The sequence below is a fragment of the Streptomyces sp. NPDC001153 genome (genome assembly GCF_053598315.1).
Window position 1 is genome coordinate 31140 of sequence record NZ_JBSFJZ010000025.1, and the last position, 26822, is coordinate 57961.

The 26822-nt window shown below is 72.5% G+C and carries 25 protein-coding genes and 1 pseudogene; 14 read left to right on the forward strand and 12 right to left on the reverse strand.

The window, feature by feature from the left end:
* Nucleotides 1-157: 157 nt before the first annotated feature.
* On the forward strand, nt 158-1033 hold the full coding sequence (locus ACWDEN_RS26840; RefSeq protein WP_351617944.1) for a helix-turn-helix domain-containing protein: 876 nt from the start codon (nt 158-160) through the stop codon (nt 1031-1033).
* A 13-nt stretch (nt 1034-1046) separates the two neighbouring features.
* Here the strand turns inward: ACWDEN_RS26840 and ACWDEN_RS26845 are convergent, their stop codons facing one another.
* A complete protein-coding gene (locus ACWDEN_RS26845; RefSeq protein ID WP_450860301.1) occupies nt 1047-1877 on the reverse strand; it encodes an aldo/keto reductase in 831 nt (276 codons plus the stop codon).
* 291 nt (nt 1878-2168) lie between these two features.
* Between ACWDEN_RS26845 and ACWDEN_RS26850 the strand changes: the two genes are divergently transcribed.
* Nucleotides 2169-3164, forward strand: a complete 996-nt coding sequence (locus ACWDEN_RS26850; RefSeq protein ID WP_450860302.1) for a TauD/TfdA dioxygenase family protein — start codon at nt 2169-2171, stop codon at nt 3162-3164.
* A 196-nt stretch (nt 3165-3360) separates the two neighbouring features.
* Here the strand turns inward: ACWDEN_RS26850 and ACWDEN_RS26855 are convergent, their stop codons facing one another.
* The gene (locus ACWDEN_RS26855; protein ID WP_351617953.1) at nt 3361-4389 is read right to left on the reverse strand and encodes an LLM class flavin-dependent oxidoreductase; all 1029 of its coding nucleotides are present in this window, start codon (nt 4387-4389) and stop codon (nt 3361-3363) included.
* Between the two features lie 68 nt (nt 4390-4457).
* The gene (locus ACWDEN_RS26860) at nt 4458-5960 is read right to left on the reverse strand and encodes a metallophosphoesterase family protein (protein WP_351617955.1); all 1503 of its coding nucleotides are present in this window, start codon (nt 5958-5960) and stop codon (nt 4458-4460) included.
* A gap of 94 nt (nt 5961-6054) precedes the next feature.
* On the opposite strand from ACWDEN_RS26860, the gene ACWDEN_RS26865 reads away from it, so the two are divergent.
* The 4 genes and pseudogenes from ACWDEN_RS26865 to ACWDEN_RS26880 all read left to right on the forward strand — a co-directional run bounded on the left by ACWDEN_RS26865 (nt 6055) and on the right by ACWDEN_RS26880 (nt 9646).
* Nucleotides 6055-6342, forward strand: a complete 288-nt coding sequence (locus ACWDEN_RS26865; RefSeq protein ID WP_450860303.1) for a DUF1905 domain-containing protein — start codon at nt 6055-6057, stop codon at nt 6340-6342.
* Between the two features lie 79 nt (nt 6343-6421).
* Entirely contained in the window at nt 6422-6661 is a 240-nt protein-coding gene (locus ACWDEN_RS26870) for a hypothetical protein (RefSeq protein ID WP_351617961.1), read from the forward strand.
* Between the two features lie 667 nt (nt 6662-7328).
* Nucleotides 7329-7844: pseudogene (locus tag ACWDEN_RS26875) on the forward strand (hypothetical protein); the annotation flags it as partial.
* Nucleotides 7845-7969: 125 nt separating this feature from the next.
* Nucleotides 7970-9646 (forward strand): IS1182 family transposase, encoded by a 1677-nt coding sequence (locus tag ACWDEN_RS26880; RefSeq protein ID WP_450860304.1) that lies wholly within the window; start codon nt 7970-7972, stop codon nt 9644-9646.
* Nucleotides 9647-9701: 55 nt separating this feature from the next.
* On the opposite strand, the gene ACWDEN_RS26885 is transcribed toward ACWDEN_RS26880, so the two are convergent.
* A complete protein-coding gene (locus tag ACWDEN_RS26885; protein ID WP_450860305.1) occupies nt 9702-10901 on the reverse strand; it encodes a glycoside hydrolase family 64 protein in 1200 nt (399 codons plus the stop codon).
* Between the two features lie 185 nt (nt 10902-11086).
* A complete protein-coding gene (locus ACWDEN_RS26890; protein WP_450860306.1) occupies nt 11087-11707 on the reverse strand; it encodes an L-threonylcarbamoyladenylate synthase in 621 nt (206 codons plus the stop codon).
* Between the two features lie 262 nt (nt 11708-11969).
* Here ACWDEN_RS26890 and ACWDEN_RS26895 point away from each other — a divergent pair, with 262 nt between their 5' ends.
* Nucleotides 11970-13526 carry a helix-turn-helix domain-containing protein gene (locus ACWDEN_RS26895; RefSeq protein WP_351617969.1) on the forward strand — a complete coding sequence of 519 codons (1557 nt, stop codon included), beginning with the start codon at nt 11970-11972 and terminating at the stop codon, nt 13524-13526.
* 177 nt (nt 13527-13703) lie between these two features.
* On the opposite strand, the gene ACWDEN_RS26900 is transcribed toward ACWDEN_RS26895, so the two are convergent.
* Nucleotides 13704-14954 (reverse strand): serine hydrolase domain-containing protein, encoded by a 1251-nt coding sequence (locus tag ACWDEN_RS26900; protein WP_450860307.1) that lies wholly within the window; start codon nt 14952-14954, stop codon nt 13704-13706.
* 281 nt (nt 14955-15235) lie between these two features.
* Between ACWDEN_RS26900 and ACWDEN_RS26905 the strand changes: the two genes are divergently transcribed.
* A complete protein-coding gene (locus ACWDEN_RS26905; RefSeq protein WP_351617974.1) occupies nt 15236-15472 on the forward strand; it encodes a hypothetical protein in 237 nt (78 codons plus the stop codon).
* Nucleotides 15473-15476: 4 nt separating this feature from the next.
* Here ACWDEN_RS26905 and ACWDEN_RS26910 read toward each other — a convergent pair whose 3' ends face one another.
* The gene (locus ACWDEN_RS26910; protein WP_351617977.1) at nt 15477-15944 is read right to left on the reverse strand and encodes a hypothetical protein; all 468 of its coding nucleotides are present in this window, start codon (nt 15942-15944) and stop codon (nt 15477-15479) included.
* Nucleotides 15945-16233: 289 nt separating this feature from the next.
* Between ACWDEN_RS26910 and ACWDEN_RS26915 the strand changes: the two genes are divergently transcribed.
* The gene (locus tag ACWDEN_RS26915; RefSeq protein ID WP_450860308.1) at nt 16234-17583 is read left to right on the forward strand and encodes a transaminase; all 1350 of its coding nucleotides are present in this window, start codon (nt 16234-16236) and stop codon (nt 17581-17583) included.
* Nucleotides 17584-17616: 33 nt separating this feature from the next.
* Nucleotides 17617-18057 carry an Lrp/AsnC family transcriptional regulator gene (locus tag ACWDEN_RS26920; protein ID WP_228622050.1) on the forward strand — a complete coding sequence of 147 codons (441 nt, stop codon included), beginning with the start codon at nt 17617-17619 and terminating at the stop codon, nt 18055-18057.
* 12 nt (nt 18058-18069) lie between these two features.
* On the opposite strand, the gene ACWDEN_RS26925 is transcribed toward ACWDEN_RS26920, so the two are convergent.
* A complete protein-coding gene (locus tag ACWDEN_RS26925) occupies nt 18070-19176 on the reverse strand; it encodes a PP2C family protein-serine/threonine phosphatase (protein ID WP_351617983.1) in 1107 nt (368 codons plus the stop codon).
* Between the two features lie 262 nt (nt 19177-19438).
* Between ACWDEN_RS26925 and ACWDEN_RS26930 the strand changes: the two genes are divergently transcribed.
* Both ACWDEN_RS26930 and ACWDEN_RS26935 read left to right on the forward strand, forming a co-directional pair.
* Nucleotides 19439-20347: a GNAT family N-acetyltransferase gene (locus ACWDEN_RS26930; protein WP_450860309.1), complete on the forward strand. Its 909-nt coding sequence runs from the start codon at nt 19439-19441 to the stop codon at nt 20345-20347.
* A gap of 124 nt (nt 20348-20471) precedes the next feature.
* Nucleotides 20472-21317, forward strand: coding sequence for a lipocalin-like domain-containing protein (locus ACWDEN_RS26935; RefSeq protein WP_450860310.1), 846 nt, complete (start codon nt 20472-20474; stop codon nt 21315-21317).
* A gap of 151 nt (nt 21318-21468) precedes the next feature.
* Here ACWDEN_RS26935 and ACWDEN_RS26940 read toward each other — a convergent pair whose 3' ends face one another.
* From ACWDEN_RS26940 to ACWDEN_RS26955, 4 genes are all read right to left on the reverse strand, one after another.
* The gene (locus tag ACWDEN_RS26940) at nt 21469-22371 is read right to left on the reverse strand and encodes a Gfo/Idh/MocA family protein (RefSeq protein ID WP_450860311.1); all 903 of its coding nucleotides are present in this window, start codon (nt 22369-22371) and stop codon (nt 21469-21471) included.
* Between the two features lie 35 nt (nt 22372-22406).
* Complete coding sequence (gene tgmB, locus ACWDEN_RS26945; protein WP_351617992.1) at nt 22407-23390, reverse strand: ATP-grasp ribosomal peptide maturase; 984 nt, start codon at nt 23388-23390, stop codon at nt 22407-22409.
* Between the two features lie 16 nt (nt 23391-23406).
* Nucleotides 23407-23598, reverse strand: coding sequence for a putative ATP-grasp-modified RiPP (tgmA, locus tag ACWDEN_RS26950; protein WP_020938095.1), 192 nt, complete (start codon nt 23596-23598; stop codon nt 23407-23409).
* A gap of 177 nt (nt 23599-23775) precedes the next feature.
* A complete protein-coding gene (locus ACWDEN_RS26955) occupies nt 23776-24618 on the reverse strand; it encodes a fructosamine kinase family protein (protein WP_351617999.1) in 843 nt (280 codons plus the stop codon).
* Nucleotides 24619-24845: 227 nt separating this feature from the next.
* Between ACWDEN_RS26955 and ACWDEN_RS26960 the strand changes: the two genes are divergently transcribed.
* A complete protein-coding gene (locus ACWDEN_RS26960; protein ID WP_450860312.1) occupies nt 24846-25559 on the forward strand; it encodes a tRNA-dependent cyclodipeptide synthase in 714 nt (237 codons plus the stop codon).
* Nucleotides 25556-26767: a cytochrome P450 gene (locus ACWDEN_RS26965; RefSeq protein WP_351617997.1), complete on the forward strand. Its 1212-nt coding sequence runs from the start codon at nt 25556-25558 to the stop codon at nt 26765-26767. The genes ACWDEN_RS26960 and ACWDEN_RS26965 overlap by 4 nt, the downstream gene beginning before the upstream one ends.
* Nucleotides 26768-26822 lie beyond the last annotated feature (55 nt).

The window sequence follows — 26822 nt, forward strand, 5'->3', positions numbered from 1 at the left end:
GTACCTCTCAGGGGGAAGCTCGAGATGTGCGAGCCACCGGTCCTGCCGGCGGCCCGCTCTCCACCCTGCGCCCGTCACGCCCGCCGTTGCAGTACCCCGGCGATCCTGGGAGTGACAGGGCCAGTCACCGCCGGCCCGGCCGCCGTACGGTGGGGCCATGGACCGAACGAACACGCTCGGCGAGTTCCTGCGCGCCCGCCGGGCGCTGGTACGGCCCGAGGACGTGGGGCTGCCCGGCGGCGGCCTGCGCCGGGTGCCGGGGCTGCGCCGCGAGGAGGTCGCGATGCTGGCCGGCATCAGCTCCGACTACTACCTGCGGCTCGAGCAGGGCCGCGACCGCAACCCGTCCGTGCAGGTCCTCGAGGCCATCGCCCGCGTCCTGCGGCTCGACGCCGACGCCACGGCCCACCTCGTGGGCCTCGTCCAGGACCGGACCGGCCCAGGAGCACGGTCCGGGCGCCGCACCCAGCAGGTCCCGGCGAGCCTGCTGCAGCTCATCGACGGCTGGCCGCGCAACCCCGCCTACGTCCAGAACCGCTACGCCGACTGCCTCGCCGCCAACCCCCTCGCGAGCGCGCTCACCCCGAACTACCGGCCCGGTGTCAACCTCCTGCGGGCCGTCTTCCTCGACCCGGCCGAGCGTGAGCTGCGCCGGGACTGGGAGGACCTCACCGAGGAGGGCGTGGCCGTACTGCGCTCCGAGGCGGGCGCGGACTCCGACGATCCACGGCTGCGGGACCTGGTCGGCGAGCTGTCCCTGCGCAGCGAACGCTTCCGCACCCTGTGGGCCCGGCACGAGGTACGGCCCCGCCGTGGCCGGGTGAGCCATCTGACCCACCCGCAGGTCGGCGACCTCGACCTGCGGTCGCACAAACTGTCCGTGGACGGCACCGACGGACTCACCCTCGTCGTCTTCCACGCCGAGCCCGGCAGCCGCAGCGCCGAACTGCTGGACATCCTGGGCAGCCTCGCCGCGCCGACCGGTGACGGCGCCCGGCCCGGCAGTGCGCGGGAGCGGATCGAGGAGCAGTAGGGCCCGGCCCGGTTCAGAACTCCTCGTGCTTGTCGGGATCGCCGCCCAGTCGGCGCGGGGCGTGGTGGGAGATCGCCGCCAGCTGGCCGGAGTCCAGCTCGAAGCCGAAGACGTCCAGGTTGGCGCGTTGCCGGCCCGGGTCGGCCGACTTCGGGATGGGCAGCGCGCCGACCTGGAGGTGCCAGCGCAGCAGCACCTGCGCCGGGGTCACCCCGTGCGCCGCGGCGACCTCGGCGACCGCGGGATCGTCCAGCAGAGCGCTGCCCCGGCCCAGCGGGCTCCAGCTCTCGGTGACGATGCCCTTGTCCGCGTGGAAGGCGCGCAGCTCCTCCTGCGGGAACATCGGGTGCAGCTCGATCTGGTTCACCGAGGGCAGCACCCCGGTCTCCTTCTCCAGCCGCGTGATGTGCTCGGGGGTGAAGTTGGAGACGCCGATCGAGTGGACCAGCCCGTCCTCGCGCAGCTCGATCATCGCCTTCCAGGAGTCGACGTACCTGCCCACCCGGGGGTTGGGCCAGTGGATCAGATACAGGTCCACGTACTCCAGGCCGAGCCGCCGCCGGGACTCCTCGAAGGAGGCGAGGGTCTCGTCGTAGCCGTGGTGGCGGCCGGGCAGCTTGGTGGTCACCACCACCTCCTCGCGGGGGACGCCGCTGCCCGCTATGCCCCGCCCGACCCCGGTCTCGTTGCGGTAGTTCGTCGCGGTGTCCACGAGCCGGTAGCCCAGGTCGAGCGCGGAGCGTACGGCCCGCTCGGCCGCCGCGTCGTCCAGCGGCCAGGTACCGAGGCCGATGGCGGGGATCGTCGTACCGTCGTTGAGCGTGTGCGTCGGAATGCCGTTCACGATGGGACCCTCCGTCGACTGTGTCGTCCCTCCAGCCTCACGGAGGGGGTGAGCGGTGATCAACCGGACGGATGGGGAGAGGACGGGGGACGGCACGGGCGGCGGCGCGGCCACCGGCCCGACCCGGTCGCCCGCGGCCTGCGCGCCGCCGTACGGCCGTGCCCCCTCCCACGTCGAGCAGGAAGCCCCGTCCCACAGGGACCTCACCAGCACAGGCAGCCCGTTCGCCGTGTGAGGGCCGGGATGTCACGATCTTCGGTGGAGCCGGTTCGGACGAGCACGGGAGCGCGCATGTCGACGCACAGGGCCACCGCGGACCAGACGGAACGGGTCGAGGGCGCGGAGGCGAAGGTCCCAGGCGTTCGGGTGAAGCCGGTCGCCGGGCACATCGGCGCCGAGATCACCGGCGTCGACCTCGCCGGGCCGCTGCACACCGCCCTGGTGGCCCTGATCCGGCAGGCCGTGCTGCGCTGGAAGGTGGTCTTCTTCCGCGGGCAGGAACTGGACCACGCCGGGCAGGTCGCCTTCTCCCGCCGCTTCGGTGAGCCGGTCGTGCTGCCGCGTCGCGGTCCGCACTCGCCGCCGGACTTCCCGGAGGTCGAGACGACGGCCGACCGGCTGGAACTGGCCGGACGCTACGGCATGGAGCACGACGAGTGGCTGCACCGCCGCCGGCACACCCTGCTGCGCGGCTGGCACTGCGACTACGGGACGCGTATCGACCCGCCGGCCGCGACCATCCTGCGCGCCGAGACCGTCCCGCCCTACGGCGGCGACACCACCTGGGCCAACCTGGCCGCCGCCTACGCCGGCCTGTCGGCGCCGGTGCGGGCCTTCGTGGACGGCCTGCGCGCCGAGCACCGGCTCGGCGTGGGCTACCAGCCCCGGCCCGGAGACGACGCCTATGTCCGTCACCTCCTGGACCACCAGGTCGTCTCCGAACACCCCCTGGTGCGGGTGCACCCGGAGACGGGGGAGCGGGTGCTGTTCGTCAACGGCTACTACGTGGAGGAGATCGTCGGCCTCTCCCGTCCGGAGAGCACGGCGATCCTGGACATGCTGGTGGAGCAAGCGGTCCGCCCCGAGTACACCGTCCGCTTCCGCTGGGAGCCGGGCAGTGTCGCGTTCTGGGACAACCGGGCCACCATCCACCTCGCCCCCAGCGACAACGCCCACCTGGGCTTTCCCCGGATCATGCACCGGGTGATGCTCGCGGGGGACGTGCCGGTGGGGGTGGACGGCAAGCCCTCGGAGGCGGTGGTGGGCACGGAGCCGGGCCGCTGGTGAACGAGCAGGAGTGGCGCCAGTGGTCAGGGCAGCACGAGGTGCCCGGCGGCGGACCCTTGGACGGGCACCAGGAGCCGTCGGCCGGCGGCCCGTCGGCAGGCGGGGCCGCAGAGACGCCCGGTGCCGAGACCGACGGCCGGCCCGCCGCCACCGCACTGCCGGGCCTGTCAGACGTCCCGGCATCGGAGGCCGGCGGTCAGGCCGCCGGCCGCCACCCCAGCGCCGGGCCCAGCTTCGTCGCCATGTCCGTCAGGATCTGTACGTAGTCCTCGTGCTCGAAGGTGAACGGCAGTGCGAACGCCACCTCGTCCACCTCCCGGAACGCGGCGTGCGCGAGCAGCCGTTCGGCGATCTCCTCGGAGGTGCCGACCAGGTCCGGAGCGAACAGCAGCCGCCCCGGTCCCTGCGGGGAGGCCGTGCGCGGCAGCCGCTTCGCCGCGTACGCCTCGTACGTGGCGCGCTGCTCCGGGCTCGCGGAGTCGGTGGGTATCACGACCAGGCCGTGCGAGACCCGGGCCGCCTCGCCGTCGGGGTGATGGGCGCGGAACTCCCGGACGAGGGAGAGCTGGATCTCGGCGAAGTCCCATGGCCCGTCCGGCTGTTCCGCCTTGACCACGCTGCTGGTCAGGAAGTTCATCCCGTGCTCGCCCGCCCAGCGCGCCGAGCGCAGGCTGCCGCCGCCGTACCACATCCGCCGGCCGAGCCCCGGGGAGTGCGGCTGGACCACATCGCTGAACACCTCGAATCCCTCGACCCCGGCGAAGTCGCTCGCGGGCTTGCCCCGCACCAGGTCCAGCAGCCGCCGCACCCGCTCGTAGCCAAAGTCCTCGGCGTCGGCCGTGTCCGGGTACAGGGCGTCCTTGACCCGCTCGAAGTGCATCGGCGGGCCCACGCTGACGCCCGGGTTCAGCCGGCCCCCGGACAGGACGTCCACCGTCGCCAGGTCCTCGGCGAGACGCAGCGGGTTCTCCCAGCCGAGCGGCGTCACCGCGGTGCCCAGCTCGATGCGGCGGGTGCGCTGGGAGGCGGCGGCGAGGACGGCGACCGGGGAGGAGATGCCGTACTGCAGATGGCGGTGGCGCAGCCAGGCGCTGTCGAAGCCGAGCCGCTCGCCCAGCTCGATGATCTCCAGCGTGGACTCGTGGCCCCGGGCCGGATCCGCCGGGTCGAACAGGCCGATGGTGAGGAAGCCGAGCTTGCGCAGTGGGCGGGCGGTGGGCGGCACGGGCTCCTCCAGCGGTCGTAAGGCGCTTCGCCCTACGATTCTGGCAGGCGAGTGTGACAACCGTGTGATCACTTCAGCGGGATGACGATCTCGTCCTCGACCGGCGGATCGACCTCCTGCGCCCGGTTGCCGGTCGCGGCGAAACAGCGCAGCCGGACGGCCTCCGGAGCGACGTCCAGACGCAGGAAGCACTTGAAGAACGGCGGGCTGTAGGTGGCCGAGCCGGGCGAGAACAGCTGGGTGTAGACCTTGCGCACGGGCAGCCGGAACCGGGAGGTGCGGTCCGGGCGGCCGCCGGTGCCGAGGAGGCTCGCGACCAGCCGGGTGCGCCGGGTGATCCGGGCCCCGGGGTCGGGCTTGCGGCCCGGCTCGATGCCGAGGCGCTCGGCGACGACCGCCGTGGCCTCCGCCTCGGACAGGGTGAAGAAGCGGCGCAGCCGCAGCCGTCGGCCGTACAGGCGGCTGTAGAAGGCCAGGGAGTCGCCGCGCAGCGGATAGCAGCGGAAGTCCCGCTCGGTGACACCCGCGACCGAGATCCGCGGGATGGTGTGCGTGGCGTGCATGAACGCCCCGCCGCCGCCCGCGACCACGTACTGGACGGTCCGGCCGTCCACGTCGACCGGATAGCGCTGGTAGTTGTGGATGTCGCCGCCGATCGCGGCCACATAGTGGTGCTCCGGGTCCCGGACGATGTCGTCCACCGTCCCTCCGCCCTCGATCGCGCACGGGTGGTGCTCACCGTCGACGTACAGCGGTGACCCGGTGATGAGGATCTTCGGCCGCGGTCCCCGGGAGACCTCGCGCAGCCAGGCGCCCTGTTCGGCGTCGATCGTGCCGAGCAACCCGGTGTCTATGCCGACGATCCGCACCGGACCCGCGTCGATCGCCCAGTACGGCCCCGGCTGTACGGCCTGCTGGCCGGGCGCGGACCGCAACTTCCGGGCGGCGGCGAGCCGTTGCTCGTCGGCCGGCCGGGCCCGGTGCCACAGCAGGGCCCGCCACCAGGCTCGGCTGAGCGGGCGCGGCCGGGGCTCGGGGTCGAGCGGCGGGGTGTCGGCGCAGAAGACGCGCATGAAGGCGCCGAGGTCTTCGTACCAGTCGTGGTTGCCCGGTATCGCGTAGATCGGGGCCGGATAGTCCCGGTAGGGCCGGAAGAACTTGTTGGCGTAGTCGTCGGTGTTGCCCACCGGATAGATCACATCGCTCGCGATCACCGCGAAGTCGGTGTCCTCACCGGCCTTCAGGAACCCCGGCACGACGGCGTATTGGGGATCGTCGCCCTCCCCGGTGTCCCCGATGACCATGAAGGAGAACCAGTCACCGGTCTCCCGCTCGATCACCTTGCCGGCGGGCGCCCCGGCCGCCTCCCGGCGCGCAACCCAGCGGCTGCGGGTACGGCCGGTCGGGTCGCCGAACCAGGACGCCAGCACGCCGTTGCGGGCGGACCACAGGGTCCGTGGATTCAGCCACGACAGCTTCTCGACGTGGTCCGGCATCAGCTGTTTGTAGGTACCGGGCTCGGCGGAGCCCCAGCCGGCGCCCTGGGCGGTATCACGCGAGGAGTCAGACACGCCGTGAACAGTAACAACGCACCGATCACAGGAGGTTGGCGGGGCCTCGGCCGGTACGCTGGGAGGCCGCTGAGCGAGAGGGGCAGGCAGACCAGTGGAACTCGCCTTCGCCGGACGGGTCGTGGAGTGGCGGGGGCCGGCGCCGTACTACTTCGTCGCCGTGCCGGACGCGGAGTGCGTCGACATCCGTGACGTGGCCGCGCTGGCCAGTTACGGCTGGGGCGTGATCCCGGTCGAGGCCAGAATCGGCGGCACGGACTTCACCACGTCCCTCTTCCCCAGGGACGGCGGGTACCTCCTGCCGCTCAAGAGCGCCGTGCGCAGGCCGGAGGGGCTCGCGCCGGGTGACGAGGTGACCGTCGCGATGACGGTACGGCTGTGAGGCCCGAGGCGAACCCGGGACGCGTGAACAGAGCGGGCCGTCGCTACTCGTAGCCGGGTGCGCTGTCGAGGAGGATCCGGTGCGGCTGCTCGTTGCCGTGCGCAGGCCGCGCGGGATCGAGGGGTGTGCCACCGACGAGGCCACCGAGGCGGTCGCCTTCGCGCTGGGCGGTGCGCTGTGGACCGTGCCGATGCGCGGCGGCGACCCCCGTGGCTGCCGGCCACACGTCCCGCCGCCGATCCGCGCCCCGATCCCTCCGGCCGTCGTATCGCCTACGTCTGCCGACGCCGCGCTTCCCGGCGGGCCGCGCGGTCACTGATGGGCGCCCGACGGCACCGCCCCGCTGCGCGCCCGGACGGATCGCGGTCGCGTGCGGCGCTGTACCGCACGACCCGGCCACGCCGGACAGCCCGCCCGAGGTCCGTCGCCACGCCTCCGCCGGCGCCCCGAACCCCGACGTCACCCTCTGGCCGGCCCCGGTCGAGCCCAACGGCCGGCTCACGCCCGTCCGTTGGGGGGGTATCCGGCACCTCACGGCCGACCCCGAACCGGTCACGCCGCCGGGACGCCAGCTGTGTGCCGTCCCCGGCGTCGACGGGGACGAGGTGCTGTTCACCGCGTCCGACGAGCCCACCGCGGTCGGACCGTGGTCCCGGCGGCCGGGGACCGAACCGCGCCGCCGGAGCACGGGCCCGGTCCTGCACGGGGGTGTGCTGCGCGGCGGCACCCTCGTCCGTACCACCCCACCGGCACCGGCGGCCCGCGCCCGCGTACCGAGGTGCTGCGCACCGGCCGGAGGCCCTCCACCTGCCCTCCTGGCACCGGGACGACGGCCCGCTTCCGGTGCTGTGTGACCCCTGCGGCGGCTCGGGCGGTCAGTGCGTAACCGCGGCCACGACGGGAAGACGCTGGTGTCGCAGTGGTTCGCCGAGCAGGGCTTCGCGGTGCTGGTGACCGACGGCCGGGGCACCCCGGCGCGCGGACACACCGGCGCCACCGGCACCGCGGCCTTCGCCTGGGCGGTCAACCCCAGTGGCGGCGGGGGTTGCACCTCGACCCAGTTGCTGAACAACCCCGGCTCCGAGTCCGGCGGCACCGGCTGGAGCGCGACCAGCGGCGTCGTCACCAACGACACCGGTGAGGGGGCCCACGGCGGCGGCTTGTACAAGGCCTGGCTCGACGGCTCCGGCACCACCCACACCGACACGCTGTCCCAGTCGGTGACGATCCCCGCGGGCTGCAAGGCGACCCTGACCTTCTACCTGCACATCGACACCTCGGAGACCACCAGCAGCACTCAGTACGACAAGCTGACGGTGACCGCGGGTTCGAAGACCCTCGCGACCTACTCGAACCTCAACGCGGCCTCCGGCTACGGCCAGAAGACCTTCGACCTGTCCTCGCTGGCGGGCCAGACGGTCACCCTGAAGTTCAACGGCGTGGAGGACTCCTCGCTGCAGACCAGCTTCGTCGTGGACGACACCGCCCTGACCACCGGCTGAGTCACCCGTCGCGGCCCCGCACCCGAGTGGGACGCTGTTGGTTTATTCGGGGCCTCGCGTGACGTCGGCCTTCGAGACCTGGTTGTGGTCTTGAAGGCCGACGTTGTCGTATGGGGTGGGTGCGGATGTCGATGCAGCCGAAGGGATCTGGGGAGATTCCGGCGGAGACGGTGCGGGTGGCTCGGGCCGCGTTCCCGAAGGGGAGCCTGGCGATCCGGGTGAGGGACGAGCTGGGACCGTTGTTCAGGGACGAGGAGTTCACGGACTTGTTCCCGGTGCGGGGCAGGCCGGCCTGGTCGCCGGGCGGGCTGGCGCTGGTGTCGGTGTTGCAGTTCGTGGAGGGGCTGACCGACCGGCAGGCTGCTGAAGCGGTGCGGGCCAGGATCGATTTCAAATACGCACTCGGGCTGGAACTGGACGACCCGGGATTCGACTTCTCGGTGCTGTCGGAGTTCCGTGAGCGGCTGGCCGGGGCGGACAGGGGACGGCGGGTGCTGGACGGCATTCTGGCCGCGGCCCGTGAGAAGAGGCTGCTCAAGAGCGCGGGCCGGGCCCGGACGGACTCCACGTATGTGCTGTCGGCGGCGCGTGAACTGTGCTGGCTGGAGATGGTGGCGGAGACGTTGCGGTCGGCGTTGAACGCGCTCGCCCAGGCTGCCCCGGCCTGGCTGTCGGGGGTGGCCCAGCCGGAGTGGTTGAGGCACTACGCCACGCGGGCGGAGGACACGCGATTCCCCACCGGCCGCGTGAAGCGGGACGAGGTGGGGACACGGATCGGCCGGGACGGGACGTGTCTGCTGTCTGCGGTCTTCAGCGCTGATGCCCCCGCCGGGCTGCGCGGGCTTGCCGAGGTGGAGACTCTGCGGCAGATGTGGGTCCAGCACTTCCACCACGTGGACGGCGAGGTGAGGCGCAGGGGCCCAAAAGACCGTCCGCCGGGCGCGCTGCGCCTGGTCACCCCCTATGACACCGACGCACGGGGCAGCGTGAAGCGCGACACGATGTGGGACGGCTACAAGGTTCACTTCACCGAGACCTGTGAGCCGGACGCCCCGAACCTGATCACGAACGTCGCCACGACGGTGGCCACCGTCCAGGACCGGTCGATGGCCGAGACCATCCACCACCAGCTCGCGGCCCGTGACTGCCTGCCCGCCGAACACTGGGTGGACGCCGGCTACCCCACCGCCCCCGCCCTGGTCAGCGCCCGGCGCGACCACGGCATCGCCCTGCACGGCCCCATCCAGGCCAACAACAGCGCCCAGACCAGCGCCGAAGGCGGCTTCGCTCAGGACGCCTTCACCATCGACTGGGACCACCAGCAGGCCACCTGTCCCGGCGGCCGCACCAGCACCACCTGGAGCGAAAGGCTCTCCCAACGCGGCCAGCCGGTGCTGCGGGTGGTGTTCTCGGCCAGTGACTGCCGCCCCTGCACCATGCGGCAGGCGTGCATCAACACGCCCAACATCAAACGGCCCCGCGAACTGCGACTACGCCGCCACGACGAGCACCACGCGCTCCAGGCTGCCAGGACCGAACAGCAGACCGACGCCTGGAAGGAGCGCTACAAGGTCCGGGCGGGCGTCGAAGGCACCATGTCCCAGGCCGTCCAACGCTGCGGCGTGCGCAGATCCCGCTACCGCGGGCTGGCCAAGACCAGTCTTCAGCACCAGCTCACCGGCGCTGCGATCAACCTCGCCCGCATCGATGCCCACCTCACCAAGACGCCCCGGGCACGCACCCGCACCAGCCACTTCGCAGCACTTCGCCCCGCCGAGCTCATCCTCGACAGGGCGAAGTAGGACCAGGCCCCGAATAAACCAACAGCGTCCCCGAGTGGTGCGGGGCCGTGGCACGTCAGCTCAGCGGATCCAGCGTCAGATACGCCTGCTGCGGGCTGCCGTCGTGGACCAGGGACTCCTGGTTGCCGACGTCGTCGAAGGCGAAGGCATAGGCCTTGCCGTCGGCCATCTGCGCATGCACCGCACGCGCGTACTGGTTCGTCACCGCGTCCTGGTAGAAGGCGGCCGTCGAGGTGTCCGGCTGGTTCGGGTTGACCAGCAGGGTCGAGCGGTTGAAACCGGCGCACAGAGTACGGGAGATGGGGCCCCGCACATTGTCGTTGGGCGCGTCGAGCAGCTTGTGGCAGCCGAAGACGCTGTCCGCGTCCGGCTTCCGGAAGCTGGTGACCACCGCACCGGAGGCGTTGGTGAAGTTCATGACGTCGCCCGAGACCCGGCCGTAGTACTTGGTGCCCGGCTGGTCGGCGAACGGCGTGACGGTCAGCGTCGACGTCGTGTACTTCTGCCAGACCCGGTTGACGTAGTCGTCCATCACGCTCGCCGGCAGGGCCCCGGTCTCCACGCCGTACAGCGGCGACAGAGCGCGCAGCACCGTGCCGTCGGAGCGGGTCTGGATCAGGCCGGGCCAGCCGCCCGACCGGCTGCGCAGCGCGTCGAAGAAGCCGGTGTAGCCACCGGACTTCAGGTGCCCGGTGAAGCTCACGCTGCCGTCGGAACGCTGTACACCGACCGCGTACGGCGCCGAGAACATGTCCACCTGGGTGCTGTTCAGCCACAGCCCGGAGTCGTTGAGGGTGTACTCGGACCAGTTGAACAGGATGTTCCGGTTGGGGTCGGACGGGTTCTGCACGGCCGGCTGCACCAGGCCGCCGGTGGTCAGCCGGAAGTCGAGCTTCTGGCCGTAGGAGAAGTAGATCCGGCCGGAGAACTTCGGTATCCGGATGGTCGTGGACTGTCCGGGGGCCGGGCCGGCGATCGCCGCGTCCGGGGCGGGTGTCGGCGGGTTGCCGCCCGCCGGCCAGGCGTGGAAGCCTCCGTTCGCGTCGGCCCAGCCCTGCTGTCCGGAGGACAGCTGGGTGCCGAGGTCGTAGACGTAGACCGGTGCGGAGCGGCCCGAGTTGTTGGTGATCTTCAGCGGGACGGTGTCCGGCACCGCGGCACCGGCGTGGTCCGGGGCGCCGAGGGCGAGCACCCCGCCGACCAGGGCCGCGGCGGCGGCCAGGGGCAGCGCGGGGCGGGTGAGTTGATGCGGCACTCTCTTGCCTCCGTGTGGGGTCGGGGTCGTACGGACATTGGTCCGTACCTGTTCTGAGAGCGCTCTCAGACTCGTACCAGGGCGCGTGCATGTCAATACAAACGGCGGACCGGCCTACCGCGCCCGTGCCGGGCGCCGGGCAGGCCTTCCACGTGCCGGACCCGGCTACCGGGAGCGTCACGCCCTCATTCGAAGCGGCTGGTGTCCCCTGCGCCCCGCCGTACGATCTCCGCCTCCCCGCTGGAGAAGTCCACGACCGTCGTCGGCTCGGTGCCGCAGTCGCCCGAGTCGACCACCGCGTCCACCGCGTGGTCGAGCCGGTCCTTGATCTCCCAGCCCTGCGTCAGCGGCTCATTCTCGTCCGGCAGCAGCAGCGTGCTGGACAGCAGCGGCTCGCCCAGCTCCGCCAGCAGCGCCTGGGTGACCACATGGTCGGGGATGCGCACGCCCACGGTCTTCTTCCTCGGGTGCAGCAGTTTGCGCGGCACCTCGCGCGTGGCCGGGAGGATGAAGGTGTAGCTGCCGGGCGTGGACGCCTTCACGGCCCGGAAGACGTCGTTGTCCACCCGCACGAACTGGCCGAGCTGCGCGAAGTCCCGGCACATCAGGGTGAAGTGATGCCGTTCGTCCAGATGACGGATGGAGCGGATCCGGTCCATGCCGTCCCGGCTGCCCAGCCGGCAGCCCAGTGCGTAACACGAGTCGGTCGGGTATGCGATGAGTGCTTCCGAACGCACCGCGTCGGCGATCTGGGCGATGCTGCGCGGCTGCGGGTTCTCGGGGTGCACGTCGAAGTACTTCGCCATTCACCGAGCCTAATGCGCCGGCGGCCGGTCGGCGCGCACCGTCGGCTCGCGGGCGAGATCGTTGTGTAGTTCGCGGATTCCGGGGCATGCGAGCCATGAGCAGTCCGAGGCATCCCCCCCCGCCCCGGACCGCGACATCTCCGCCGGCGTCCCATCCCCCCCGGGCCGCCGGCGGAGCCGTGTCCGGCGCGGGAGCACCGGCGCCTCCGGTAACGTACGGATGCGTAAGCCCAGGTCAACACGGAGGTGAGGAGAGCAGGACGTGGCCGTCCGACCGGACGAGGGCCCCGCGTTCCCGCAGCCGTACGGCGCGGACAGTGGCTGGGCGCAGGAGCTGCTGGACCAGCTGCGGCCCGCCGGACGCGATCCGCGCCGGCTCGTCGACTGGCTCGCCCGGACCGTGCGGGCCTCGGTGTGCCTCCAGGACGGCAGCGGTGGCCTGCTCGCCGGTGAGCGCCTGTCGCTCGACCCCGCCGTGCTCGCCGACATCCTCGCCGGCCGGGTCTGCGCCGCGTCCCTCGACGACGGGGCACGGCATGTGCGGCTGGTCGGCATACGCCATCCGGGGCCCGGCCCCGCGGCGGGGGCCGTCCTGGCCGTGGCCCGCCCGGAGCCCTTCGACCGGCGCACCACCGAGATCCTCGGCCACACCGTCGGCGTACTGGAACTCCTGCTCAGGGAACGGGAGTCGGCCGAGTCCGGGCGGCGGCTGCGGCGGGCCACGGCCGATCTGCGGCTGGCGATCCTGCAACTGCTCATGGTGGAGGACACCGTCTCCGCCCGCCGGGTCGCCGCCGGGCTGTGGCCGGGCCTGCTGGAACAGGACACCGCCCGGGTCTACGTCCTCGAGGGCACCGCCGTGGAACGCGACCGGCTCGCCGACGCGTGCGTGGACGCCACCGAGGGCCGGGCGCTGGTCGTGCGCTGCCCCGCGGTGGACGAACACGTCATCGTCGTCGGCCCGTCCGCCGAGGTGGGGGAGCGGCTGCGGTCCCTCGTCGCCGACCGGCGCGGCACCTTCCTCGGCGGCAGCCCCCGGCAGGGCCTCGCCCTGACCGCCACCGCCTACGGGCAGGCCGTCACCGCCCTCGCCGTGGCCCGCTTCCGGTCCGACCGGTACGCCGTCTACGCCGCCCGCACCCGCCCCGCACAGCTCATGGACCCCACGGCGCTGCGGGCCTGGGCCGCCGCCGTACTGCGCCCGCTCGACCCGCTGCCGCACCACGTGCGCGCCGAACTGCTCGCCACCACGCGGCTGGGCCTGGAGTTCACCGCCGTGAACGCGGCCAAGGTGCTCGGCGTCAGCCGCAACACCGTCCGCGCCCGGATGGACCGGGTCGCCGCGCTGCTCGGCGCCGACCTCTCCCGGCTGCCCGTCCGGGCCGTGGTCCACGCCGCCCTCAACACCGAGGCGGCACACGGTCCGTACGACCCCTCCGGCGGCGCACCCGGTCCGACGGCGCGGACCCGGCTCACCGAGCTGCTCGGCACGAGCGCGCTGCGCTCCTGGGCGGAGGGGCTGCTCGGCCGCCTCGACGAGGACGGCCGGGACCTGCGCGGCACCCTGCGCGCCTGGACCGGCGCCGACGCGCACGCCGAACGCGCCGCCCATGTGCTCGGCGTACACGCCCAGACCGTGCGCGAACACGTCCGGGCCGCCGAACCCGTCCTGGAACGCCGGCTGACGGCAGGCGGCACCGACCTGTACGAGGTCGTCCTCGCCCAGCTCGTCACCGGTGAGCTGTCCGTGCCCGACCTCGGTGTACCCGGTCCCGGCGGGCCGAACCCGGACCAACCGGACTCGTCTGTGCACCGGTGAGTCCCGTGCGGGCCCTGCCGGGCACGCGTGCACTACCCCGTGTTTGGCAGGGCGCGTACCTTTTCCGCAGTCCGCGGGGCACGACCGGAACGGGGGACCGGTCGCGGCCCCGCGTACGGCTCCGGCGCCCGAACCGGACCGTGTCCCCTGCGGGCGATGCCCGCGGCGCGTGCCGCCTCAACCGGTGTGCGTGACCGGCAGATTGTAGACGTGCGCCGGGGAGATGATCTTCGTGATCGCTTCGACCAGGACGGTGCTCGGCTCCTGGGACCGGTAGCCGGTGTCGGTGTTCAGGAGTGCGACCAGTGTCGTCCGGGTCGACGGCAGGTAGACGGCCACCGTCTCGTACCCCGGCAGGGAGCCGTTGTGGCCGATCCATCCCTGCACGTCGAAGATGCCCAGGCCGTATCCGGCGCCCTTCGTCGCGCCCGCCGGCGGTGTGGTCAGCCGCTGCTGCTGCGTCGCGGTACTGACCATGCGCGTGCCGTCCGGGAACCGGCCCCTGGCGACCGTGGGCGCCCAGGTGCGCAGGTCCCGCAGGGTCGAGATCATCGCGCCGGCGGCCCAGCCCCAGGACGGGTTCCAGTCGGCCGCGTCGGCTTCCCTGCCGTTCGCCGTCTGCCGGGTGTAGCCCTGCGCGTGCGGGGCGGGGAACTCGCCGCCGGCCGGGAAGAGCGTGTGCTGCATGCCTGCCGGAGCGAGAACGTGCTGCCTGATGTAGTCCCCGAGGTGCTGCCCGCTCTCCTTCTCCACCACCAGACCGAGCAGGATCAGGTTGGTGTTGCAGTAGGAGAACTTCCGCCCCGGCTGGAACAGCACCGGATGCCTGAAGGAGTAGGCGAGCAACTGCCGGGGCGTGAAGGGCCGTTGCGGATCCGAGGTGAGCGCCTTGTCGAAACCCGGATCCTCGGAGTAGTTGAACAGTCCGCTGCGCATGCCGGCCAGCTGACGCAATGTGATCCGGTCGCCGTTGGGCACACCGTCGATGTACGTGCCGATCGGATCGTCCAGACCCACCTTCTTCCGGTCCACCAGCTGCAGCAGCGCCGTCACGGTGAACGTCTTGGTCTCGCTGCCGATCCGCATGTAGAGGTCCGGCGCCATCCTCTGGCCGGTTTTCTTGTCGGCCACCCCGAAGGAGCGGACGTAACTGGGCTGTCCCGGCGTCCAGATGCCGACGGTCACGCCGGGGATGTTCGCCTCGCGCATCACCCTGCCCACGGCGGCGTCCAGTCGGCGTGCCACTGCGGGGGTGAGGTCACGGACGGCCCCTGCCGAGGGGGCCGGGCCGGGCGTGTCGGTGGAGAGGGCGGCCGGCGCCGAGGCCGGGAACGCCCGTACGGGCGCGGCGGCGACCGGTGCCGACAGCGTCGCCACCGTGACGGCGACCGCGGCCCCCCTCAGCAGGCGTGCGGACGTACGCGGCATGGGCTGACTCCAGGCACGAGAGGGGTCACCGTGCGATGAGCGGGACGCCGAAGCCCTGGCTCTCCCAGCATAGGAGCGCCCTCTCCGCCCCGCCCGCCGGGCGAAGGGGCGGCCGCCCCGCTCGCCGCCTGCCGACGGGATGCTTGTCCGACGGGAGGCAGGCCTCGCGGCGGAATGCTTGTCCGACAGGCGGAAGACCTCGTTCGAGCGACGGCCTCACCCGAGCCGGTGAGCCTGCGCGGCGGGCCGTACCGGCAGCGCACCACGGGCGTTGCCCCGGCATGAACCGCTTGGACCCGGCACACCTCTTGGACCGGCTGGACCGGATCGAACGGCGGGACCGCAGGCGCCGGGCGGGCCGGCCGCCACGGGCGGACCAAGCCCCGGAGCCGATCTACGCCGGCCTCGTCGCGGAATGGCGCGCGCAGGGACGCACGGTGCCCGCGGACCCCGACGCGCTGTCGGCCGTACTCCCCGGGGCCGGCCCGGGTGCGCGACCTGCGCCCGAGCGCGCCTGAACCGTCACTGCCCGCGCAGCGGCGAGAGGACGGCGAGGGTGCCGTTGGCCTGCCGCAGCGCCTCCTCCAGGTCGCCGGGCGAGTGGAGCGCGCCGGAGCCGTCCGGCGGTACGAGCCATTCCAGGAAACGCGCGGGCCGGTACGGCGGCGGTACGGCGACCCAGGCGCCCTTGGTCGCGTACCGCAGACCGGCTCCCACCCAGCCCCCGGAGGGGTCCGGCGGCAGGAAGAACCCGACCCGGCCCGCCGCCGTGTCGACCAGTGTCGGCCCCGGCACGGGCAGCCCGGGCCGCCACAGCTGGTCGAGGGTGAGCAGGCCCAGCCGCTCCGGGACGCTCAGCACGTCCCAGAAACGGCCCGCCTCCAGCAGTGCGACGCCCTCGCCGTGATCCCACTCCCATTTGCAGGAGCGCGGGTCCGCCGCCGCGGCGGCCAGCCATTCCACGCCCCGCATCCACATCGTGTTCGTCATGCACTGCTCCGGGTGTCCTCGTCCGCCTGCCCTCGGCATATGCATGCTCGTAGATATTTCTACGTGGCGGAAGGGGTGGCGCGGCCTGGCGTTTGTACGGGGATGTTCGAACTCCGGCTATGGGTTCGTCAGTTGGAGGAGGGGGATGCGTCACCCGCGCGGGGATCGTGTTACAGGCGGGCGCTTGATTCAGTCGTGCTGACGATCGAATCGTGCGTCCAGTATTGAGCACATTGCTGTTTCAGTCGTATGGTCGCGCCATTCGTCACCGTCTCCAGTGAGGTACTCCATGGACCGCACGCGCCTGCACGCCCTCCTGGCCCGCGAGAGCGCCGAGGCCGAGCGCCTGGGCCCGCGCTCCCGTGCGGCCTACGCGGGCGCCGACCACCTCTTCGGCCGGGTGCCGATGACCTGGATGAACAAGACGGCCGGTGCCTTTCCCCGCTATCTGGCCGGTGCGCGCGGCGCCCGGGTCACCGATGTGGACGGGCACGAGTACATCGACTTCTGCCTCGGCGACACCGGCGCGATGGCCGGCCACTCACCCGCCCCGGTCACCGAGGCCGTACAGCGCCGGTTCGCCGAGCTGGGCGGGGCCACGGCGATGCTGCCGACGGAGGACGCGGAGTGGGTCGGCGCCGAGCTGACCCGCCGGTTCGGTCTGGCGCGCTGGAGCTTCTCGCTCACCGCGACCGACGCCAACCGCTGGGCGATCCGGCTCGCCCGGGCCGTCACCGGGCGCCCCAAGATCCTCGTGAACAGCTACTGCTACCACGGCAGCGTCGACGAGTCCCTGATCGTCGTCGGCCCGGACGGCACGGGCACCGCTCGCCCCGGCAACGTCGGCGCCCCGTGCGAGGTGACGCTGACCAGCCGGGTGGCGGAGTTCAACGACCTCGTCGGCCTGGAGCGCGAACTGGCCCATGGTGACGTCGCCGCCGTCCTGATGGAGCCCGCTCTCACCAACATCGGCATCGTTCTGCCCGATCCCGGCTTCCTCGCCGGCGTACGCGAGCTGACCAGGCGGTACGGCAGCCTGCTGATCAACGACGAGACCCACACCTTCTCCGCCGGACCCGGCGGCTGCACCGCGGCATGGGACCTGGAACCCGATCTGCTGACCATCGGCAAGGCCATCGGCGGCGGCATCCCGGCCGGCGCCTACGGGCTGTCCGCCGAACTCGCCGAGCGGCTGCTGGCCCGCACCGACCTGGACCTCGTCGACATGGGCGGCGTCGGCGGCACCCTCGCGGGCAACGCGCTGTCGGTCGCCGCGATGCGGGCCACCCTCGAACACGTCCTCACCGACGAGGCGTTCGCCCGGATGGCCAAGCTCTCCGAGCGCTTCGAGGCGGGTGTCCGGGCAGGCGTCGCGACCCACCGGCTGCCGTGGTCCGTGAGCCGGATCGGCGCCCGCACCGAGTACCGTTTCACCAGCCCGGCACCGCGCACCGGCAGCGAGTCCGCGGCCGTCTCCGACCCGGAGCTGGAGGACTTCCTGCACCTCTACCTCGCCAACCGGGGCATCCTGCTGACCCCGTTCCACAACATGGCGCTCATGTGCCCGGACACCACCGAGCAGGACGTCGACACCCACACCGAGCTCTTCGCCGCCGCCCTCGCCGAACTGGCGGGCTGAGAGCCGCGGCCGGACCGCACTGAAAGGACACGCGTGGACGAGATCGACCGGGCCATCCTGCGCGAGCTGCAGACCGACGGCCGTATCGCCTACGCCGACCTCGGCCCGAAGGTCGGCCTGTCCGCCTCGGCGGCGCGGCAGCGGCTGCAGCGCCTGCTGGACTCCAAGGCCGTCCAGGTGGTCGGGGTCACCGACCCGATGGCCATGGGCGGACAGGCCATGGCCCTGCTCGGCATCGGCGTCGACGGCGACCCCCGCGCCGTCGCCGACGCCCTCGCCGAACGCCCGGAGGTCGTCTACTCGGTGCTGACCTCGGGTGGATTCGATCTGTTCGCCGAGGTGGTCGCCCCCGGCCCGAAGGCCCTGCTGGACTTCGTCAACGACGTGGTACGGCCCCTGGAGGGCGTCCGCGAGATCCAGTCCTTCCCCTACTTCGGCATCCACACCCACCGCTTCCTGTGGGACGTGGGCTGACCGGCGGAGCGGTCAGGCGGCCGGTGGCGCGGGTGCCAGCACCAGCATGGTGACGTCGTCCCGGATCTCGTACTGGTGCCGCACGAGCTCCGTCCACACCGCCCCGGGCAGCTCGGCGGAGGCCGTGCCGGTCAGGGCGGCGAGCCGCGCGGGCAGCGGGTAGAAGGCGCCGTCGGCGTCCCGCGCCTCCCACACCCCGTCGGAGGCCAGGAACAGCCGGTCGCCCGGCCCGAGCGTCACGGTGACCTCCTTCGGCGGGCCGACGCCGACCAGCCCGATTCCCAGCGGCGGTCCCGGCACGACCGTCACCTCCAGGGCGGCCCCCTCGTGCAGCAGCACGGGCGCCGGATGACCGCAGGCCACCACCCGTACGGCACGCCCGTCGGGGGAGAACTCCAGCAGCACCCCGGTGGCGAACAGCTCCGGGTGCCGTACGTCCGCCGAGTCCACCGCCAGCCTGCGGTCCATCCGCGCGGCGACCGACTCCAGGTCCGGCTCGTCCAGCACCGCCTCGCGGAACGCGCCCAGCAGCGACACCACCGTCGCGACCGCCGACAGCCCGTGCCCCTGCACGTCGCCCATCACCGCGCGCACCCCGTACGGCCCGTGCCGCACGTCGAAGAAGTCCCCGCCCACCAGCGTCCCGTCCTGCGCGGCGCGGTAGAAGCCCACGCAGCCCACGCCACCGACCCGCTCCGGCAGCAGCGGCATCACGGCCCGCTGCACGGCCTCGCCGATCGCCCGCTCCGTGTCCAGCTGGGCGTCCCGGCGGCTGCGCACATACGACACGAACACACTCAGCACGGCCACGAACACGATGGTGAGCAGGTCGGTGTTGCCGGGGCGGTTGAGATGGGTGGCGGGGATGTTCAGCACCACGACCACTCCGGCGCCGAGGAACGCGGTGGCCAGCGGGCCGTACGACAGGACGGCCAGCGGCGGGATCGCCCCCAGCACGAAACCGGAGTCCCGCGCGGCGGGAGTGGACACCGTGGCCACGGTGACGCCCACGAGCAGCACCACGGGCAGCACCCGAACCCACCACGGCGGCGGCGCGCCCCGCAACCAGCCGCGATCTCCAAGGTCCCGATGCGATGACCCGCCGCGCACCGATCTCACAACCCCAAGCTACGCCGCCCTCCGCACCCGGGCTTCCCGTGGCGGACACCAGCCCCTCGCCCCCGCCGCGGCCGGCGAAAAGCGATGGACCCCCGCGTGCTGCCCGCGTAGCCTGAGCCGGCACGCCCGAGACGGACGGAAGGAGGCGAGCGTCATGGCCACTGTCATCCTGCGCTCCCGCCTCCCCGTCACCCGGGTGTGCCGCGCCTGACCGGGAGCGCGTCCCCGCCGCCGTGCGGCGGCACGCATCCCGGAGGATTCCATGACCACCCTGGTCATCCGCGCGCTCGACGAGAGCACCGCGCACCTTTTCGACACCATGCCCGACCCGCTGGCGTTCCGTGACAAGCACCGGAACACCCGCTTCCGCCCCGACTGGCAGCGCATCGCCGTACGGGACGGCCGCACCGTGGCCCGCGCCGCCTGGTGGAGCCGGCCCGAGGACCCCGAGCCGCTCCTGATCAACTGGCTCGACGTTGCCGAGGGCGAGGAGGAGGCCGGGGCCGAACTCCTGCGGACGGCGCCCTGGCAGACCGGCGAACTCGAACTCGACCTGCCCTCCGGCTGGCGCGCCGACCCCCGGCTGCGGGCCGCCCTGGGCACGCGGGCCGCCGCCGCGCGCGCGGCCGGCTACACGCCCCTGGTGGAGCGCTTCCTGTACCGCTGGACCCCGGACCGGGGCCTGCCCGAGCGCCCCGGCCGCCTCGTGCATGCCGCCGAGCCGGACGACGCCGTGTTCCACGACCTGCTGCGCCGCATCCACTCGGTCACCCTCGACGCCCACGCCCGCCGGGCCCTCGAACAGGGCGGTCCGGACCTGGCCGCACAGCAGGAACTGGACCTCTTCCACTGGTTTCCGTCCCCACGCGCCTGGTGGCGGACCGCCCGCACCGCCGAGGGCGAGCCGGTCGGCATCCACATCCCCGCCCGCAACCCGTCCGGCCCCTGCGTCGGTTTCATCGGCGTCGTGCCGGAACAACGGGGCCACGGCTACGCCTACGACCTGCTCAGTGAATGCACCCACTTCCTGGCGGCCCAGGGCGCCGACTTCATCGCCGCCGCCACCGACCGGACCAATTTCCCCATGGCCGCGCACTTCAGCCGGGCCGGCTATCCCGTCGTACGGGAGCGCATCAACTTCTGGACCGGCCGGGCTGCCGGCGGCGGGTGACCTGCCGGGCGTCGGTGGTGACCGGCGAGGCGGGCTTGCCATGGCCGGCGGGCGTGTTCACCGGACGTTCTACTGTTGATCAAGGAGACCGGCCGTCAACGGCCTCCCGGTGACAGGAGTTTGCATGACCACGACCCGCCCCACACTGATCGACGCCGCCGGCGGACTCGCCGCGAGCGCGACCGTCGACGCCGACTCCTGGTGGTTCAGCGCCAGACTGCACGACCACGAGAAGGTCTTCTGGGTGAAGATCCACGCCATGGAGATGAACGGCGCCTGTCTCAGCACGGTCGCGCTGCTCCAGGAACCGGACGGCCGCACCGGCGACAAGCACGTGATCGAGGCTACGGGCGGCGTGACGGTGTCGGCGGACTCGCTCGACGTGCAGACGTCGATCCTGAGCCTGAGCGGGGACCTGGACGAGCTGGAGACAGCCGGTGCCACGGACGCCGCCTCGATCCGGCTCACCCTTCGGCGCGAGGGCCCCGTGCTCTACAACGGCGGCGCCGGGGTGTTCCCCTTCTTCGGCGGGACGACGGGGCAGTACGCGCTGCCCGGTCTGACCACGTCGGGAACCATCACCGTGGAGGGGGTCACCCACCAGGTCGGCGGACGCACCTGGTTCGACCGCCAGTGGGTTTCCGGGGCCACCGAGGCACCACGGTTCACCTGGCTCGGACTCGACCTCGGCGCCGGCCGTTACATGAGCGTCTGGGACGGGGTGGGAGACGGCACCTGCTGGCTCACCGAGCTCGGCCCGGACGGCTCACACCTGATCACCCAGGCCCGGCGAACCGACCGGGACGGGCACTGGGTGCTGACCGTTCCGAGCCTTGACGCGTCCCTCGACATCACACGTCGTGAGCTGTTCGCCACGCAGGGCGCCTACACCGGTGCCTGCCAGGTGACCGGCACGCTCGCGGGAGAGGAGATCGCCGGGCACGGCTTCACGGACATCATCGGCGCCTGAGGTCCCGGCTTCGGGCCTCGGGGCGAGCCGGAGCCATGCGTCTCACCCCGAGCGCCGGTGTCCACGGCCGACGGCGCCGCCACCGCCGCCGTTGCCGGGCGATCGGCAACGGGGCACGGGGCACCGGGCGTCCGTCGGCCCCCGTCACCGGTCAGTCGGTCGGGCTCGGATCCCTGCCGTCCGCCAGCCGGGCCTGCGCCGTCGCCAGGATCTCGGTGACACGGAGGCCGAACGCGGCGTCGCAGGCATGGGGACGGCCCGTGCGGGCGGCCGTGAGCAGGACGTCGGTGGCGCGGGCGAGCGCGGGGACCGCCCCCTCGGAACTCCCCGGCATCAGCGCCACGCCTGCCTCGCCGCGCAGTTCCACATCGGCTCCGGCCGCCGCCGGCGGCGCCGTCAGGCTCAGCGTGAGCGTGCTCGACGCGCCGGTGGCATGGTCGAGGACCAGATGCACGGTGTCCGCCGGACCGTGCGCCGCCGCCACCACCTGCCGTACGTCGCCGAGGATCGGCAGCAGCACCGACAGGGCGTGCGGGCCGACGTCCCACAGCGCGCCCTTCTCGCGGCGCCACGGCGAGGCCGCGAACGGGCTGTCGGAGGTGAACACGGCGCCCAGCCACTGTGCGCGTGCCGTGAACCAGCCAGCCACGGCCGCCTGTTCCTCGATCCAGGCGTCCGGCTCCTTCTGGAAGCGCGCGGTGAAGAAGACCACCGAGGCCACCCCGGCCCGCTCGACCGCGTCCACCACGGCCCGCCCCTCGGCCACCGACACCGCGAGCGGCTTGTCCAGCAGCAGATGACGGCCCGCCCGGGCCGCCCGCACCGCCAACTCGGCCTGCACGGACGGCGGCAGGGCCACGGCGACGGCGTCCACGCCGGCCAGCAGCGCGTCCACGTCGTCGTATGCGGGGACGTCGTACTTCTCGGCCAGCGCGGTGACGGCCTCCGGGCGGCGGCCCCACACCCCGGCGAACTCCACGCCGGGGTGCCCGGCGAGAGCGGGGGCGTACGCCGCCCGGGCCCATGGGCCCGTCCCCAGCAGTCCGATACGCATGTGGCGTTCCTTTCTCCGAGCCGATCCCCGCACCCTCAAGATGCTGCGCTCCGGCCGCCCTGCCCACACCTGCCGTCCGCAGCCCCGTCCGCGGCAAGCCACTGGGCGATCGTGGCGGCGATGGGCTGACCTGTGTCCATCTCGACGAACCCGAACTGACCCGACTGGTTGCACTCCAGGAACCACCAGATCCCGTCGGCGTCCTCGGCGAAGTCGAATGCGCCGTAGGCCAGTTCCGCGCCCCTCATGTACCGCCGTACGCCCTCGGCGACGCGCGGGTGCACATCCGCCGGGAGCCAGGGAGAGACCGACGGGGCGAAGCGGACGTCCACGTCGTCCGGGTGGGCGTCCAAGTCGGCGGGCTTGCGCGCGGCCAGGAGCGTGTCGCCGACGACGGTGAGCCGGATGTCGGCCCGTTTGGCGATCCGCCGCTGCAGCAGCGTCGGGCCGAAGGCCACCGCCGAGAAGTCGGTGTCCGGTGCGACGCGGCTGGTCGGCACCGCGCGCGGCGGCTCCTGCGGATGCGCGCCGGACACCGGCTTGACCACCAGATCCGGGAAGCGCTCCGCGAACTCCCGGGCCGCCTGCGGGAACGTGGTGATCAGCGTGGCCGGCACCGCGAGGCCGCTGTCCTGGGCGAGATGCAGCTGCCAGGGCTTGTGGCGGGCGCGGCGGGCCGCGTCCGGATGGTTCATCCAGCGCGCGCCGGTCGTGCGCAGCATGCCGTACAGCGCCTGCGACGACTCCTCCGTCAGCCAGGCCGACGGCTGGGCGGCGCGGGCGGCGGCGTCGCCGGGCCTGCGCACCCAGACGGAGCGCAGGCCGCCCATGCTCACCAGACGCCCGCCGACGGACAGATGCCCGCGGCAGGCGCCCCGCACGTACTCGCCCGACAGCGCCACCCCGTTGGTCAGATCGGCGGGGTCGAGCCGGACGACGGGCACACCGGCCTCGCCCAGCCGGAGGACCACCATGTCCGCCGTCACGTCCTCTTCACTGGTCAGAATGAGCACGGTCATCTTCCACGGCCCGCGTTCAGTCGTCGAAGTGCGTCTTGGAACCCGCCGTCGAGGTCGTGGTCCCCAGCGCCCTCAGGGTCGCGTGGTCGGTGGCGGCGATCCGCCCGTCCGGGAGGACGTTCAACTGCAGTCCGGAGTCGTACGCGTACGGAGTGGTGACGTCCAACTGCACAGCGGGGCGCGCGTAGTTGAGCGTGAACGGTTGCATGGTCTCTCCCTGATTAGGCTTTCACGTCCTTATACGAATCGAACGGGTGATTGGTTTCCTCACGCTGAGTAACCGCAGGTCGGAGGGGGGACAAAAGCACCGCAGGACGGCGTGCCTGCATGGCCGATGACGCCGATGAAGCCCAAGACGTTGCGTCGCCGCGACGGAAAAGGGTGGTCACCCCGCGAGCGACAGCGCGGTCCGCGCCACCGTCAGAGCCTGCTCGGCGTACCCGCGTCCGAAGAGCACGGCGTGGACCAGCAGCGGGAACAGCTGGTGCACGGCCACTCGGTCGCGTCGGCCGGGCGCGAGCGGTGCCGTCTCCTCGTACCCCGCGAACACCCGGTCCAGGTGGGGGCAGCCGAAGAGCTGGAGCATCGCCAGGTCCGTCTCCCGGTGCCCGCCGTGCGCGGCCGGGTCGATGAGCCGGACCTCGCCGTCGGCGCCCCACAGCACGTTGCCGTTCCACAGGTCCCCGTGCAGCCGCGCGGGCGGCTCGGCGGGTCCCGCCAGGTCGGGCAGTCGCGCGCAGACCCGCTCGAACACGGCCGCCTCGCCCGGGCGGAGCGTGCCTCGGTCGACCGCGCCGCGCACATACGGCAGCACCCGGTGCTCCGCGTACCAGCCGGGCCAGTCGGTGCCCGGCGTGTTGCGCATGGGCGCGAGGCCGATGAACGCGTCCACGGGGCCGCCGGGCGGCGGAGCTCCGAAATCCGAAGCACCCGCGGCGTGCAGGGCGGCCAGGGCCTGGCCGAAACGATGCGCCGCCTGAGGGTCCGGCCGCCCCGTGGGCACCCGCTCCGTCACCATCCAGCGTTCGTCGTGACCGAGTACCGCCGGCACCCGGACCGCGTCCGCCGCGGCCAGCCAGCGCAGGCCCGCCACCTCCGCGCGTACCGCCCCCGGAGCGTCACCCCGCTTGACCATCACGGGCGTGCCGCCGTCCAGGGTCACCTCGGCCGGCGATCCGGAGACCGCCCGTGCGCCGGTGACCGGGCGTCCGGTGAGCCGGGACGCCACCTGCCCCGGATCCTCGCGATCCTCGTGTCGGTCGACCACGGCCCCAGCGTACGTCCCGCAACAGAGGCCGGTGGTAGGCGACTTCGACCATTGATACGACTGTTTTCAGCCAAACCCAGGCGGTAACTACCCGTGCTGATTCCGTACCGCTAGCGTGAGGGCGCCGCGTCGCCACACCAGGGGCACAGGGCCCCGCCGGGACTAGCGCGCGGCGGAGGATATCCCCCTTGACCACAGCATCCGTGCTGATGGCCGACGTCTTCGAAGTCCAGCCGTACACCTCCCACTGCAAGGTCATCCTGGGCGAGGGTGCGCACGCCGTGATCGGTGTGTCCCCGGGCAACAGCTATTTCTCCGCCCGCCGCCTGCACGACCTCGCCCGCTGGGGACTGGACCACTTCGACAGGGTCGACTTCGTCTATACCGACCTGTACGTCGCCGAGATGTACGAGGCGTCCGGCTATCCACCGGACGAGGCCCGGCGCAAGGCGGTGAAGAACCTGCGCGGGGTGCGCGCCAAGGTCCGTGACGCGGTGTCGGCGGCCGACCCGGAGGGCCTGCGGATGGACTGGCACCCGATGTCCGAGTTCCGCACCAACCCCGCCTACCAGGACATCCACCGGCAGCTCCAGGCGCGCCTGGCCTCCGACGGGGCCTTCCGGGGCGTCTGCGACGCCCTGGTGAATCGTTTCCTCAGTGCGCGTGGCGAGACACTGACCGAGCGGCAGCGGGCCGTGTGCCTGGAGTACGTGTGCGCCGAGGCGCCGCTGTTCCTGGACACCCCCGCCATCCTCAAGGTGCCCTCCTCGCTCAACTGCTACCACCAACTGCTGCCGATGGCCGAGCTGTTGTACTCCCGCGGCGCCGGCCTGCGCGCCTCCCGCAACCAGGGCCACGCCATCGTCACCCCCGCCGCCGCCCTCGAAGGAACCGCCGCATGACCACCGCTCCCGGCGCCAGCGCCGACCACCCGCCCCTGCTCGACTTCCCGTTCTCCTGGGACGGCACCAGGGTTCCCGCCGAGGTCGAGGACCTGCGCGCCGCCACCCCCGTACGGCGCGTGCGGACCATCGCCGGCGACGAGGCCTGGCTGGTGTCGTCGTACGACCTGTGCGCCCAGGTCCTCAAGGACGACCGGTTCTCCCTCAAGGACACCTCCGCGCCCGGAGTCCCCCGGCAGTACGCGCTCACGATCCCGCCCGAGGTCGTGAACAACATGGGCAACATCACCGGGGCCGGGCTGCGCCGGGCGGTGCTGAAGGCGCTCAACCCGAAGTCGCCGGGCCTGATGGAGTGGCTGCGCGGGGAGGCGCACCGGCTGGTGGACCGGCTGCTGGCCGACGGACCGACGGCCGACCTGCGCGCTGCCTTCTGCGAGCCGTACTCGGCGGGCATGCACTGCCGCATCCTCGGCATCCCGCAGAGTGAGGCCCCGGGCTTCCTGCGCAGCCTCGACATCGCCTTCATGAACTCGCCGTGCCCGATCACCGGTGCGAAGATCAACTGGGACCGGGACCTCGCCCGGATGACGGCCCTGCTCGACGACCCGGCGACGCACGGCCTGATGGGCGAGCTCGCTGCCCTGCGCGAGGACCCGGACTACGCCCACCTCACCGACGAGATGCTGGCCACCGTCGGGGTCACCATGTTCGGCGCCGGCGTGATCTCCACCTCCGGCTTCCTCGCGATGGCCCTGGTCTACCTGCTCACCCACCCCATCGCCCGTGACCTCCTGCGCGACCGCCCGGACCTGATCGGCCCCGGCGTGGAGGAATTGCTCCGGGTCAACCTCTCCATCGGCGACGCCCTGCCGCGTCTCGCCCTGGAGGACGTCCGGCTGGGCGACGTCGGGGTGAAGCAGGGCGAACTCGTCCTCGTCCTGGTCGAGGGCGCGAACCTCGACCCGGACAAGTTCCCCGACCCGCACCGCTTCGACGTCCACCGCGACAACACAGCCGACCACCTCTCCTTCGGCGGCGGCGCCCACTACTGTCCCGCGACCGCACTCGGGCGCGCACACGCCCGCATCGCCCTGGAGGTCCTCCTCGACCGCCTGCCGGACCTCGCGCTGGCCGTACCCCCGGGCCAACTGGTCTGGCGCACGGGCTTCATGAAGCGAATCCCCGAGCGGCTACCGGTGACCTGGTAACCCGCACCACCCGGCTGTCCGTACGGCGCCCCCGACCCGGCAATCCCGGGCGGGG

Bases quoted from the DNA above. Each gene is read 5' to 3' on its own strand.
- ACWDEN_RS26840 (WP_351617944.1), top strand. From the start codon at position 158: ATGGACCGAACGAACACGCTCGGCGAGTTCCTGCGCGCCCGCCGGGCG.
- ACWDEN_RS26850 (WP_450860302.1), top strand. From the start codon at position 2,169: ATGTCGACGCACAGGGCCACCGCGGACCAGACGGAACGGGTCGAGGGC.
- ACWDEN_RS26880 (WP_450860304.1), top strand. From the start codon at position 7,970: ATGTCGATGCAGCCGAAGGGATCTGGGGAGATTCCGGCGGAGACGGTG.
- ACWDEN_RS26890 (WP_450860306.1), bottom strand. From the start codon at position 11,707: ATGGCGAAGTACTTCGACGTGCACCCCGAGAACCCGCAGCCGCGCAGC.
- ACWDEN_RS26900 (WP_450860307.1), bottom strand. From the start codon at position 14,954: ATGCCGCGTACGTCCGCACGCCTGCTGAGGGGGGCCGCGGTCGCCGTC.
- ACWDEN_RS26905 (WP_351617974.1), top strand. From the start codon at position 15,236: ATGAACCGCTTGGACCCGGCACACCTCTTGGACCGGCTGGACCGGATC.
- ACWDEN_RS26910 (WP_351617977.1), bottom strand. From the start codon at position 15,944: ATGACGAACACGATGTGGATGCGGGGCGTGGAATGGCTGGCCGCCGCG.
- ACWDEN_RS26915 (WP_450860308.1), top strand. From the start codon at position 16,234: ATGGACCGCACGCGCCTGCACGCCCTCCTGGCCCGCGAGAGCGCCGAG.
- ACWDEN_RS26930 (WP_450860309.1), top strand. From the start codon at position 19,439: ATGACCACCCTGGTCATCCGCGCGCTCGACGAGAGCACCGCGCACCTT.
- ACWDEN_RS26935 (WP_450860310.1), top strand. From the start codon at position 20,472: ATGACCACGACCCGCCCCACACTGATCGACGCCGCCGGCGGACTCGCC.
- ACWDEN_RS26940 (WP_450860311.1), bottom strand. From the start codon at position 22,371: ATGCGTATCGGACTGCTGGGGACGGGCCCATGGGCCCGGGCGGCGTAC.
- tgmB (WP_351617992.1), bottom strand. From the start codon at position 23,390: ATGACCGTGCTCATTCTGACCAGTGAAGAGGACGTGACGGCGGACATG.
- tgmA (WP_020938095.1), bottom strand. From the start codon at position 23,598: ATGCAACCGTTCACGCTCAACTACGCGCGCCCCGCTGTGCAGTTGGAC.
- ACWDEN_RS26965 (WP_351617997.1), top strand. From the start codon at position 25,556: ATGACCACCGCTCCCGGCGCCAGCGCCGACCACCCGCCCCTGCTCGAC.